Consider the following 12,874-nt stretch of genomic DNA (forward strand, 5'->3'; position numbering starts at 1 on the left):
AGTTTAGATTTTTGAATAACGATTATCGAATTATGATATAAGATTGATATGACGACAAATGATTTAGAAGAACGCGTTATTGATTTTGCAGTGCTCATTGTAGACATCGTTGAAGAAATCAAAAATAATTATGCCGGCAATTATTATGGGAATCAATTGATTAGATCCTCTGGCTCACCCGCTCTAAATTATGGTGAAGCGAGAAGTGCTGAATCCCATAAAGATTTTGTTCACAAAATGGGCATCTGTTTAAAGGAGTTGAGAGAAAGTCACAACTATTTGAAAATAATCTTTCGTGCCAACTTGTATATTGGAGATAAGCAAAACATCTTAAAGGTTTTAGATGAGAATAATCAACTTATTTCAATTGTCGTCGCAAGTATTAAAACCTCTAAAAACAACAATTTAAAAATCGTTAATCGTTAATCGTTGTTCGTTAATTTTTATTTATTTCAATGAAATTAAAAGCATACATATCATTATTTTTAATTGTAGCAAGTACAAGCATAGTTGCTGCCCAAGTAAAGTTTGAGGCCAAAGTAAGCAAGACTAAACTTGGCATCAATGAGCGTTTACGTGTGGATTTTGAAATGAACACGGACGGTGACAATTTTAATCCCCCGTCGTTTAGTGATTTCACGATTGTTGGTGGTCCAAACCAGTCGGTGAGCCATTCCTGGATCAATGGTGTTCGCTCATTCACAAAGACCTACAGTTATTTTTTAGCGCCTAAAAAAACCGGAACCATTACCATCAATCAGGCCACCATTGAAATTGAAGGCGAGATTTATAAAACATCACCGGTAGCGGTTCAAATTACCTCTGCGGTCAGCACACCTAATGATCCCGACAATGCTGAAACTGTCGCAGATGATAACCTTCATCTCATTGCAGAAATATCAAAAGGAAATCCATATCTCAACGAAGCGGTGACTGTTGTTTATAAACTCTATGTTTCTGAAGATATCGGTGTCAGTACATTTAGAGAAATTGACAGCCCTAAATACAATGATTTTTGGAGTCAAAATATTGACCTCAAAGGAAATAAAATTCAAAATGTCCAATTTAAAGGCCGCCCTTATCGCTTTTTGGTCATCAAGCAAGTGGTTTTATATCCACAAAAATCAGGGAAATTGGAAATAGAACCTTTGACCTTGGATATAACGGTAGAAGTACCTAGTAATAGACGTGACTTTTTTGGCGGACGAATGATGTCTCAAGTACATAAAACGGTTTCTGCAGGAAGCAAATCACTTCAAGTAAAAGCACTTCCGGAGAACGGAAAACCAGAAAATTTTACTGGTGCTGTGGGTTATTTCGATTTTAAGGTTACCACCTCCAAAACCGAATTGAATGCTACCGAGTCTTTGCAAGCACGTTTAGAAGTTAAAGGTACCGGCAACCTCAAATTGTTCCAATTGCCAAAATTAACCCTACCAAGTTCTTTAGAAGTTTATGAGCCAGAACACACTCAAAACATAAGAACTACTATAGATGGCATGCAAGGTGGCATTGCAGATAGTTATACAATTGTTCCACAATTTAAAGGGAAATATCCAATTCCGAACGTGGACTTTTCATATTTCGATTTAAAAACTGAGTCGTATAAAACCGTTTCTTCAGGAGAATTGATGATCAACGTTCTTGAAGGGCCAACAAACAGTACACATACTGATAGTAATATCGCCACAGTTGGCGAAGGCAAACAACGTGTGATCATGAATAATGATCAGTTTGCATTTGTAAAAAGCGAAGCCAATCTTAAACCAATAACTTCTGAACCCTTTTTTAACTCTTCGTGGTTTTGGAGTTCGTTTCTATTACCGCTCATGGCCATTCCGTTGGCAATGGTGTTCCGCAAGAAAAAAGCAGAGCGTCGCGCAGACGTCCAAGGAAACAAAATACGTAAAGCAGATAGGCTTGCAAGAAAATACTTGGGAGAAGCCAGAAAATCATTGGGTCAAAAAGAAGCTTTTTATATTGCGCTTGAAAAGGCACTTCACAATTATCTAAAGGCAAAACTGCATATTGAAACCAGCGATTTCAGTAAGGACCGGATTAAAGAATTACTGTTAAAGCGCCAAGTGGACGAATCGGTGATTGACGAGTTTGTCACCATTTTGGACAGTTGTGAGTTGGCACGATATACACCATTTTCTGAAGTGACCATGCAACATGATTATGATAAGGCCGCCCAAACTATTTCAGTAATTGATAAACAGATTCGATAAGATGAAGCATTTTATTTACATACTGGCTTTTTTGATGAGCAGCATAGGATTTAGTCAAAATGAACAGCTTTTTGAACAGGCAAATGACTTGTATAATAAAGGCGATTTTGAAGAGGCCATTTCAAGATATCAAAGCATCATTGAGTCTGGTGAGCATTCTGCAGCCTTGTACTTTAATTTGGCGAATGCACATTATAAACTCAATCATATTGCACCAAGTATATATTATTATGAGAAGGCGTTGCTCTTAGCTCCCAATGATAAAGAAATCCACAACAATATTGCATTTGCCCGAAATATGACCATAGATGCCATTGACAAAACTCCTGAACTAGGATTTGCTAAATTTTCAAAGAGCGTCACCAATTGGCTCACTTTTGATAATTGGGCGAAGTTATCCATCCTCTTGATGGTCCTTTTTGTGGTGTTCTATCTCATCTATTATTTCAGCTATAGTTCTATAAAAAAGCGATTGACGTTCATTGCTGCAATGACATCTTTAATTCTTGCCTGCTCCGCGGTAGCTTTGGCCTTTAACAATTACCATCTCGTGGAAAATGACCAACCTGCCATTGTTTTTGCTAAAGAGAGTCAGGTGAAAAGTGAACCCAATCTAAGAAGTTCTGAATCTTTTAAACTTCATGAAGGCACTAAGGTGCAAATTCTGGATACGGTCAATAATTGGAAAAAAATTCAATTGGCCGACGGTAAAATGGGTTGGATTCCTGCCGAAGCCATTAAAGCGCTTTAAATTTTTGTGAGTCAATTGCTGATGATATTTACTCAACAAATTCAATTGTGAATCCATTCAGCATATAACTTCATTACTTTATATTCTTAAGATTCATTTTAGTGTTAATTTATATATTAATCGTGACACTCCTTGCAGAGGGATTTTAGCCATATCTGATTGTTCTATAGGAATTCAGTAATAATTTATGGTCTTTCCATTTACCCAGGAGCTTTTATATTATTCCATAATTGATTCAAAAAACTCAATTTATCACTACTTTTAATGCATCAATTCCATACACAAATAGGAATGAATAAGATAAGGCACAAATAAGATGGATTTAAATAAAGTATTTGAAAACAATAAAAATTGGATCAAAGAAAGACTTTCTGCCGACCCAAATTTTTTTGAAAGTTTAAGCAAGGGTCAAAACCCAGAGTTACTGTTTATTGGCTGTTCAGACAGTCGGGTTGCAGCAGAAGAATTGATGGGATTAGGTCCGGGAGAGGTTTTTGTACATCGCAATATTGCAAACATGGTCATTAGCATTGACCTAAATGTTATGTCTGTGGTTAATTATGCGGTCAATCAGTTACAAGTTAAGGATGTGATCGTTTGTGGTCATTATGCTTGTGGTGGTGTTAAAGCGGCAATGCAATCAGAGGACTTGGGGATATTAAATCCGTGGCTTCGTAATATACGTGATGTCTATCGCATCCATCGCAATAAACTCAATGCTATTACAGATGAAGAGAAACGATATGACCGATTGGTAGAACTCAACGTTCAGGAACAATGTGTCAATCTGATAAAAACCGCGGCCGTCCAAAAGGCAAATAGGGATCGGGGTTTAAAAGTACACGGTTGGGTATTTGATGTAAAGACAGGGAAGTTGATCGATTTGAAAATCGATTTTGATAAATACCTGAGTAAGATTATGGAGATTTATCATTTGGAATAACATTTGAAGACCGCTCCTTTTTTAATTGGAGCGAGTTTCTTTCCTTTTATTCATCCAAATTCGCTCAATCAGATGGGGTCTGAAGCGTTTTGATCTGCTTCAAAAATAGCATCCTCTTTCAAGTTTTGTTCAAACTCCTTTTTCTTTTCCAAAATAATCGGAAAAATCATCGGCATTAAGGATTTTACAGGATTATAGAGTGTAGAATCATCTATATTCTGCTTATCAGTCATTGGCATGGCACGAGTGAAACTATCGTAAATATTGAGCACCACACTCAGGATCAGTGCCATTTTTAAGGCACCAAAAAGAGCACCCAGAAGTTTATTAACAATTCCCAATGCAGCAAAATCAGCTAGTTTTGTCAAAGCTTTTCCTGCCAATGCTATCGCCAGCACAATAATGAGGAAGGTTACCGCAAATGCAATAATTTCGACGGTGTTCTCATTCCAATCTGATTTTTCATCAATAAATGTGGCGGCGTAACTACTAAAATGAATGGCACCATAAACGCCAGCTATCAAAGCAACAAGGGAAGCAATTTCTACAAAAAACCCTTTCAGCAATCCGCGTACCAATCCGAAAATAATGAGAGCTACTAAAACGATATCCAAAACACTCATAAGCTATTGTATTTTAGCAAACGTACATAAATTTCATATTTTTAGACTTATAAATTCTAAACAGAATGCATAGTTTCTTAACTTTGCCCAGAAGTTTTAAGTTGAAAGATTACCAATCAACCAAAAACTGTCGCTACTATGTAGTTACCGACAAAATTGAACTTGATGCTGAGATGAAAATTAAATTCATTTTTAAGTTCAATTGCAAGGCTCACTAAAAAAATTCCTGCCTTTACTTTGACAAACTCGGTAACCACGCAGGAAATTAAAATTGTCACAGCAATTAAGCTAACGGCAATGTAATTATTAACTAAAAAAGATTCCTGTCTTCGCAGGAAGTGATCATGTCAAGAGACGAACAATTAAAAAAACGCTGGGAGTTAGTTGTCAATAAACTTTCTACCCAATTCGCAGAAGGCGATATATTAGACCTGGATGCCATCATCTATTTGATTGGGGTACAGGAACTGGGACAAATTCATAGAAAATTCAAAAAAGACCATAAATTAGATTTGATGCATATTGCCATTTGCCGATTGCTCGAACCTTATGGTTATTACGAATTTGACTATTTTGATGAAGATAAATGGCCTCATTATATTGTAAAAGAACAACTTCCTCCATTAAAAGCTGGGGAACAAAGTGTTTTAATGAAGGAAGCCATTGTCAATTATTTTATTGAAACAGAATATATTAAATAATTTCATTTTCAGACCTGTCAGGTTTTTAGGTGTTTTAATTTGAGGTTTTAAAAACCTTGTAGGTTTCTACCCGAAAAACCTTAAATTTGCCATTCATTTTTTTGATTTATGATAGACAAGATTAAAGAACTCATCGCTGAAGCCGAAGCGTTTAAAGCCCAATCCAAGGAAGAAATTGAAGCATTTCGCATCAAATACTTAGGAAAAAAAGGGGTGTTGAATGAGTATTTTGCAGAATTCAAAAATGTTGCCAATGATCAAAAGAAAGAGTTCGGGCAGGTGATCAATCAATTGAAAAAAACCGCGGAGGACAAAGTCAGTGCGCTAAAGGAAGAACTAGAAAGCAAAGAAGAGGTCAAAGGCATTTATGGCGATTTATCACGCCCTGGAGAACCCATTGCCATTGGAGCGCGTCATCCTATTTCAATCGTGAAAAACCAAATTATTGAAATCTTTTCGCGTATTGGATTCAACGTTAGTGAAGGTCCTGAAATTGAGGACGATTGGCATAATTTTACAGCACTAAATTTGCCAGAATACCACCCAGCAAGAGATATGCAGGACACTTTCTTTATTCAAACAAATCCTGATATTTTGTTGCGTACGCACACCAGCTCCGTGCAAGTACGTTATATGGAAACCAACAAACCACCCATCCGTACTATTTCTCCCGGACGTGTGTTTAGAAACGAAGCCATTTCATCACGTTCGCATTGTTTCTTCCACCAAGTGGAAGGTTTGTACATTGATAAAGATGTGAGTTTTGCCGATTTAAAACAAACCCTTCAATATTTCACTACCGAAATGTTTGGGAAAAGTAAAATCCGTTTGCGGCCTTCCTATTTCCCATTTACAGAACCAAGCGCAGAAGTAGATGTGTATTGGGGACTGGAAACTGAAATTGACCATCGCATCACCAAAGGCACAGGATGGTTGGAGATTATGGGTTGCGGGATGGTAGATCCAAATGTTCTTGAAAACTGTGGTATCGATTCAAAAGTCTATTCTGGATTCGCATTTGGAATGGGAATCGATCGCATTACCATGCTTTTACACCAAATTGGCGATATCCGATTATTGAGCGAAAATGACGTTCGGTTTTTAGAACAATTTAAATCGTCTTTATAAAACACTAAGATTCATAACTATAACCGACGAAATTTCGTCGGTTTTTTTATTTAACATTTTTTTAACTTCGATTGGTTCGGATTGTTCCGAACCTCACTTATCTTTGCAAAAAAATTATAAATATGGTAAGCAAAATTCGAAATGACAAGGAGGACTTGGTCGAAAGATTGGGCGTCTTCATGGAGAAGAAAGAGCAACTTGCTCCTGTGGCTGCCCGCATTTTATCTTATATCATTTTGACCGGGAAGTCCGGAACAACATTCGAAGATTTAGTTAGGGATCTCTGTGCCAGTAAGAGCACTATTTCTACACATTTGAACCATTTAACCGATTTAAAGAGAATACTTTATTTTACTAAAACTGGCGATCGGAAAAAGTACTACATCATTAATGAAGATAGCATCGTTCAAAGTATTGATGCCTTGACAGAATCTTGGATTCTCCAAAAAGAACTGCATTTAGAAATTAGAGACTATAAAGAAAGGACCAATCAAATAAATAGCGATTATGCTTCAAAATTCAACTTGGACTTTCATGACAATTACATCGAATTTTTAGATGAAGTCACCAAATCAGTATCCACATTAAAATCAAAAATTCTAGAAAAAAACACTAAACTGTAATCAATGAAAACAATTAAACTCCCATTAGTTATCTCCCTTAGTTTTATAGCTCTTTTCATGAGCTGTGGAGAGAAAGAACAAGCACCCCAAGGACCACAAGGACCTATGCCATTTCAGGTGACTACAATTCCTCAAAAAACGGTAACAGGATATACCACTTATCCAACGAGTATAGAAGGCGTGAATAACAGTGAAGTGAGACCAAAGATTTCAGGATATATTACAGATGTTTTAGTGGACGAAGGTCAGAAAGTAAGAAAAGGACAAACCCTTTTCAAATTAGAAACCCAAACCCTTAGTCAAGATGCTGCGGGAGCAAAAGCAAATGTTAATGCGGCCCAAGTGGAAGTGGACAAGTTAAAACCTTTGGTGGAGAAAAACATTATCAGTAGCGTTCAGTTAGAAACTGCAAAGGCAAAATTACTGCAGGCCCAAAGTGCTTATAACAGTATTGGTGCCAACATTGACTACGCAAACATAAAAAGCCCAGTAGATGGCTATGTTGGTTCTATCCGACTTCGTAAAGGATCTTTAGTTAGTCCTACAGGTCCGGAACCTTTGACTACGGTTTCTGACATTAGTGAGGTCTATGCATATTTCTCAATGAATGAAAGTGAATATCTTGATTTTATTCAAAATGCAAAAGGTGAAAATATAAAAGAAAAAATTAAAAATTTCCCTAAAGTCACTTTGATTTTGGCCAATGGAAGCATATATGATCAAGAAGGCACTATTGAAACCATTAACTCTCAAGTAAACGCTAACACGGGAACTATATCGTTTCGTGCTGTTTTCAATAATGATTCAAGATTGTTGACCAATGGTAACAGTGGAAAGATCAGGGTTCCTAAAACCTATACGGATGTGGTGGTGGTTCCTAAAGAGTCTACTTATGAGCAGCAAGGCAGTTATTATGTTTATAAGTTAGCTGAGGATGACATGGCTGTTTCCACGCGAATCTCAGTTTTAGCTGATGTTAACAACGTTTACGTAGTTTCTGAAGGCCTTAAAGTAGGTGATAAAATAGTTGCGAAAGGGGTTGCAAAGTTAAGAGGCGATACACAAATTAAACCTATGGAAGTTCCTTTTGATACTATTGCAAAACCTATTGAGAAAGTATTCAGATAATAAAGTAAGATAAGAAGTTATGATAAAAATGTTTATAGAAAGACCAGTACTATCAACGGTCGTCTCCATCATCATCGTGATTTTGGGTATTCTTGGTCTTACCGCATTGCCTATTACGCAATATCCTGATATTGCACCCCCAACTATTTCAGTTAACGCCAATTATCCTGGTGCAAATGCTGAAACCATCTTGGAAAGTGTCATCATTCCCATAGAAGAACAAATCAACGGCGTGGAAGGAATGACTTACATTACCTCCAGTGCTTCCAATACAGGAAGTGCCACCATTACGGTGTTTTTTGATCAGGACGTCGATCCTGATATTGCAGCAGTAAACGTCCAAAACCGAGTGGCTCGTGCCAATCCGCAACTGCCACAAGCAGTTTTGCAAACCGGTGTGACCACCTCTAAGCAGCAAACCAGTGCCTTGATGTTTACCTCCTTTTACAGTACCAATCCTGATTATGACGCTACATTTATACAGAATTACTTAAAAATAAACGTCATTCCAGAATTACAAAGGGTTGATGGTGTAGGTGATGTGAATGTGTTTGGAGTCAAAGATTACGCCATGCGTATTTGGCTGCGTCCAGAAAAAATGGCAGCCTACGGATTAATTCCTACAGATGTTACAGCGGCATTACGTGAACAAAGTTTAGAGGCTGCCGCAGGTTCTTTGGGAGAAAATGACGGGGAAGCTTTTAGTTATGTAATTAAATATGGCGGACGTTTTAAAACTGAAGCACAGTATAGTGATATTATTATCAAAGCTTTGGGTAACGGGCAGTTTCTAAAACTCTCTGATGTGGCGGATATTGAATTGGGCTCACAGTCCTATGCAGGAGGCTCCATCACCAATGGATTACCAGCGGTAAACATGGGTATTTTCCAAACCAAAGGTTCCAATGCGCGTGATATTATTATTGAAATTGAGAAAAAACTGGAAGAAATCAAAGCCGATTTACCTAAAGGCGTCGAGATTTTTATTCCTTACAATACCAATACATTCTTAAACGCCTCCATAGAAAAAGTGGTCACCACTTTAGCAGAGGCATTTTTGCTCGTTTTCTTGGTGGTTTTTATCTTCTTGCAGGATTTTAGATCCACTTTAATTCCTGCTATTGCAGTTCCGGTGTCCATTATTGGTACCTTTTTCTTCTTGAATCTCTTCGGATACTCCATTAACCTGTTAACCCTTTTCGCCTTGGTATTGGCCATTGGTATTGTGGTGGATGATGCCATTGTGGTGGTTGAAGCGGTGCACGCTAAGATTGATGAAGGAGAAACCGATCCTAAAAAGGCAACCGTAGACGCCATGGACGATATTACTGGGGCAATTATTTCCATTACCTTAGTAATGGCGGCTGTATTCGTTCCGGTAACCTTTATACAAGGACCAACCGGAGTCTTTTACGAACAGTTTGGTGTGACCCTTATTGTGGCCATTATAATTTCGGCGGTTAATGCCTTAACCCTGAGTCCTGCATTATGTGCCCTATTTCTAAAAGGCCATGACGATAAACAAAATAAAAAGAAGAAAGGTTTTCTTGGTCGCTTCTTTGATGGCTTTAACAGAGGATTTGATGCCACGGTCAATAGATACGGAAAATCGGTTCATTTTCTATACAAACACAAATGGATTACCGTAGTGGTTCTTGCCATCTCGGTGGGCGCTATATGGTGGTCTTCTTCGGTGTTACCAACCGGCTTTGTTCCCGATGAAGATAGAGGAATCGTATTCGTGAACGTTGAACTTCCTCCAGGATCGTCAATTGACAGAACCCACCAGGTAAATGCCGATCTATATAAAAAGTTAATCGCAATCCCTGGAGTTAAAGGCGGATCACTCATTGAAGGAAGTAGCTTTTTGGGAGGTGCAGGTAGCAACTTTGGATTGGGCTTTATCCGATTAGATGACATGGATGACCGTAAAGACGAGTCTCTTAGTGCACAAAGTATTACCGGCCAAATGTTTGGTGCTGCAGCACAGATTCCTGAGGCCAATATCATCTTCTTTTCACCCCCAAGTATTCCAGGATTCGGAAACTCGGCTGGTATTGAAGTGAACTTATTGGACCGTTCCGGTGGAAGCTTTACCGACCTTGATAAAGTCACTCAGGATTTTGCCAATAAACTTTCGCAACGTCCAGAAATTCAATATGCACAATCCTCATTCAACACCAAATATCCGCAGTATGAGATTGAACTCAATGCAGAATTGGCCAAAGAATTAGGCGTTCCTATTAGTGATATCTTTTCAACACTCCAAGGATATATCGGAAGTATTTTTGCGGCAGATTTCTCCAGATTTGGAAAGCAATACCGTGTTTATGTACAAGCTCTTCCCCAAGACCGTGCAGAAGCGAGTGATCTGGGCAAACTTTATGTCCGTACCGGAACAGGAGAAATGACCCCTATAACAACGTTTGTCAACTTAGAAAGAGTTTATGGACCACAGTCTGTTACGCGATTTAACTTGTTTAATTCAGTAACCTTAAATGCGGCCATAGCTCCTGGTTTTAGTTCTGGTGATGCCATTAAAGCAGTAGATGAAGTGTCTCAAAGCTTACCTGCCAATTATACCACCGCGTATTCTGGATTAACACGTGAGGAAGTGAACGCAGGAAACCAAACCACAACTATTTTTATATTGTCGTTAGTGTTTGTTTATTTCTTGTTGGCCGCCCAGTACGAAAGTTATTTAATTCCTTTCTCTGTACTTCTATCTTTACCTTTAGGGGTCTTTGGAGCCTATTTCACAACGCAGCTTACCGGATTACAGAATAATATCTATTTCCAGATTGCTTTGATTATGTTACTAGGTCTCTTGGCGAAGAATGCCATCTTGATCGTGGAATTTGCACTGCAAAGAAGACGTAGAGGTGAATCCATCCTCGCCGCCGCTGTCCATGGCGCTGAAGCGCGTTTAAGACCTATTTTGATGACCTCTTTTGCCTTTATCTTCGGATTATCGCCATTGGTTTTTGCAAGTGGTGTAGGTGCTGCTGGAAACCGATCCATTGGAACTGGAGCTGTAGGGGGCGTATTGATAGGAACTGTTCTTGGGGTGTTTGTCATTCCAATTCTGTTCATGTTTTTCCAATGGTTACAGGAGAAAATATCAGGAGCACCACAACGTGTATTAGAACTTGAAGCGGAAGCCAATCAACAAACATTAGAACTTAACGACGATCAAAATCATGATAACAATGCTTAAAACTCGCACATTTAAATATATGGCAATGCTGACCGTTTCAGCATTCTCCCTTCAAAGTTGTTTTGTAGCAAAAGACTATGACCGACCACAAGTTGAAGAAACCCAAAATCTGTTCAGAACGGATGCCTTACCAACAGATACACTTTCCATGGCCGATTTGTCCTGGAAAGAACTGTTCACCGATCCGTATTTGGTCCAGTATATTGAAGAAGGCCTGCAAAACAACATCGACATCCGTGTGGCGATGCAACAAGTTTTAGCGGCAGAAGCGTATGTAAAACAAGGAAAGGCAGCATTTTTCCCTTCCATAAACGGAAATGCTTCAGTGACCCATCAAGAGATGTCAAAAAATAGCCAATTAGGTTCTTTCTTGTCGAGCCGATCTTCAGATCAATTTGATTTGACTGCAAGTTTATCTTGGGAGGCTGATATCTGGGGAAAAATAAGAAGTAACAAACGTGCTTCTGAAGCCGATTATCTACGAATTATTGCCGCTCATCAAGCGGTAAAATCACGTTTGGTGTCTGATATTGCTGCAACTTATTACCAATTGCTAGCTTTGGATGCCCAATTGGAAATTACCAAAAAAACCGTGATTGTTAGAGATTCTAGTGTGAGTACCATACAAGCTCTAAAGGACGCGGGAAATGTCAACCAAGTAGCCGTAGATCAAAATATTGCCCAATATAACCAAGCTAGAGCCTTGGTAGTAGATTTAGAAACCGCAATTTTTCAAACTGAAAACGTGATGAGTATCCTATTGGGGCAACAACCTCAAAAGTATGCACGCGGCGTTCTAGACGATCAAAGATTACAATCCGACTTAAAATTAGGTGTGCCCACCACCTTGTTGAGAAATAGACCCGATGTCATAGCCGCGGAATATAACCTCGTTCGCGCATTTGAAATGACCAATGTGGCACGAAGTAGCTTCTATCCCTCACTGACCATTTCAGCCGCTGGAGGTTTTCAAAGTTTAGAATTGGATCAGTTATTGAATACCAATTCGTTATTTGCAAATATCGTTGGTGGATTGGCGCAACCTATCTTTAACCAGCGTAAATTAAGAACGCAAAAGGAAGTAGCTGACGCACAGCAAGAGCAAGCCCTTTTAGAATTTAAACGGTCGTTATTAATTGCAGGAAATGAGGTATCCAATGCCTTATATGCCTACAATGCGGAGACCAGGAAATTTGAATTCAGACTTCTGGAAGTTGAGGCCTTGAGAAATGCTGAAAGAAATTCTTCAGAACTGTTAAAAAGCGGATTTGCCAACTATTTAGATTTATTGATCACCAGACAAAGTGCCCTAAACTCGGAGTTGAATGTAATTGATAGTAAATTACAACAATTGTTGACAATCGTTGAGCTGTACGAGGCTCTTGGCGGTGGCTGGAAGTAGACCGTTAATAATAAATTAATAAAGAAGACTTGGGTAACTGGGTCTTCTTTTTTTTCATTAAAAAATTATAGGAGATAGAAAGTTTTCTAAAAAGCACTTCGTTTATATCGTTGCCAAAACATCATTT

11 protein-coding genes are annotated in these 12,874 nt (G+C 38.4%); 10 read left to right on the forward strand and 1 reads right to left on the reverse strand.

Annotated elements, in window-relative coordinates:
• Positions 1-48: 48 nt before the first annotated feature.
• The 4 genes from VLZ86_RS06145 to VLZ86_RS06160 all read left to right on the forward strand — a co-directional run bounded on the left by VLZ86_RS06145 (position 49) and on the right by VLZ86_RS06160 (position 3,925).
• Positions 49-426 carry a four helix bundle protein gene (locus VLZ86_RS06145; protein ID WP_325449762.1) on the forward strand — a complete coding sequence of 126 codons (378 nt, stop codon included), beginning with the start codon at positions 49-51 and terminating at the stop codon, positions 424-426.
• A 29-nt stretch (positions 427-455) separates the two neighbouring features.
• Positions 456-2,231: a BatD family protein gene (locus tag VLZ86_RS06150; RefSeq protein ID WP_325449763.1), complete on the forward strand. Its 1,776-nt coding sequence runs from the start codon at positions 456-458 to the stop codon at positions 2,229-2,231.
• A gap of 1 nt (position 2,232) precedes the next feature.
• Positions 2,233-2,982, forward strand: a complete 750-nt coding sequence (locus VLZ86_RS06155) for an SH3 domain-containing protein (RefSeq protein ID WP_325449764.1) — start codon at positions 2,233-2,235, stop codon at positions 2,980-2,982.
• Positions 2,983-3,298: 316 nt separating this feature from the next.
• The gene (locus VLZ86_RS06160) at positions 3,299-3,925 is read left to right on the forward strand and encodes a carbonic anhydrase (protein WP_325449765.1); all 627 of its coding nucleotides are present in this window, start codon (positions 3,299-3,301) and stop codon (positions 3,923-3,925) included.
• Positions 3,926-3,993: 68 nt separating this feature from the next.
• Here the strand turns inward: VLZ86_RS06160 and VLZ86_RS06165 are convergent, their stop codons facing one another.
• Positions 3,994-4,548, reverse strand: coding sequence for a CvpA family protein (locus tag VLZ86_RS06165; RefSeq protein ID WP_325449766.1), 555 nt, complete (start codon positions 4,546-4,548; stop codon positions 3,994-3,996).
• 344 nt (positions 4,549-4,892) lie between these two features.
• On the opposite strand from VLZ86_RS06165, the gene VLZ86_RS06170 reads away from it, so the two are divergent.
• The 6 genes from VLZ86_RS06170 to VLZ86_RS06195 all read left to right on the forward strand — a co-directional run bounded on the left by VLZ86_RS06170 (position 4,893) and on the right by VLZ86_RS06195 (position 12,747).
• Complete coding sequence (locus VLZ86_RS06170) at positions 4,893-5,249, forward strand: hypothetical protein (RefSeq protein ID WP_325449767.1); 357 nt, start codon at positions 4,893-4,895, stop codon at positions 5,247-5,249.
• A 108-nt stretch (positions 5,250-5,357) separates the two neighbouring features.
• On the forward strand, positions 5,358-6,377 hold the full coding sequence (pheS, locus tag VLZ86_RS06175) for a phenylalanine--tRNA ligase subunit alpha (RefSeq protein WP_325449768.1): 1,020 nt from the start codon (positions 5,358-5,360) through the stop codon (positions 6,375-6,377).
• A gap of 122 nt (positions 6,378-6,499) precedes the next feature.
• Positions 6,500-7,000, forward strand: coding sequence for a transcriptional regulator (locus tag VLZ86_RS06180; protein ID WP_325449769.1), 501 nt, complete (start codon positions 6,500-6,502; stop codon positions 6,998-7,000).
• A gap of 3 nt (positions 7,001-7,003) precedes the next feature.
• Positions 7,004-8,128: an efflux RND transporter periplasmic adaptor subunit gene (locus VLZ86_RS06185; protein ID WP_325449770.1), complete on the forward strand. Its 1,125-nt coding sequence runs from the start codon at positions 7,004-7,006 to the stop codon at positions 8,126-8,128.
• A gap of 19 nt (positions 8,129-8,147) precedes the next feature.
• Positions 8,148-11,345, forward strand: a complete 3,198-nt coding sequence (locus tag VLZ86_RS06190; RefSeq protein ID WP_325449771.1) for an efflux RND transporter permease subunit — start codon at positions 8,148-8,150, stop codon at positions 11,343-11,345.
• Complete coding sequence (locus tag VLZ86_RS06195; RefSeq protein ID WP_325449772.1) at positions 11,329-12,747, forward strand: efflux transporter outer membrane subunit; 1,419 nt, start codon at positions 11,329-11,331, stop codon at positions 12,745-12,747. The genes VLZ86_RS06190 and VLZ86_RS06195 overlap by 17 nt, the downstream gene beginning before the upstream one ends.
• Positions 12,748-12,874 lie beyond the last annotated feature (127 nt).

The organism is Gelidibacter sp., from assembly GCF_035515035.1.
Taxonomy (GTDB): Bacteria; Bacteroidota; Bacteroidia; order Flavobacteriales; family Flavobacteriaceae; genus Gelidibacter.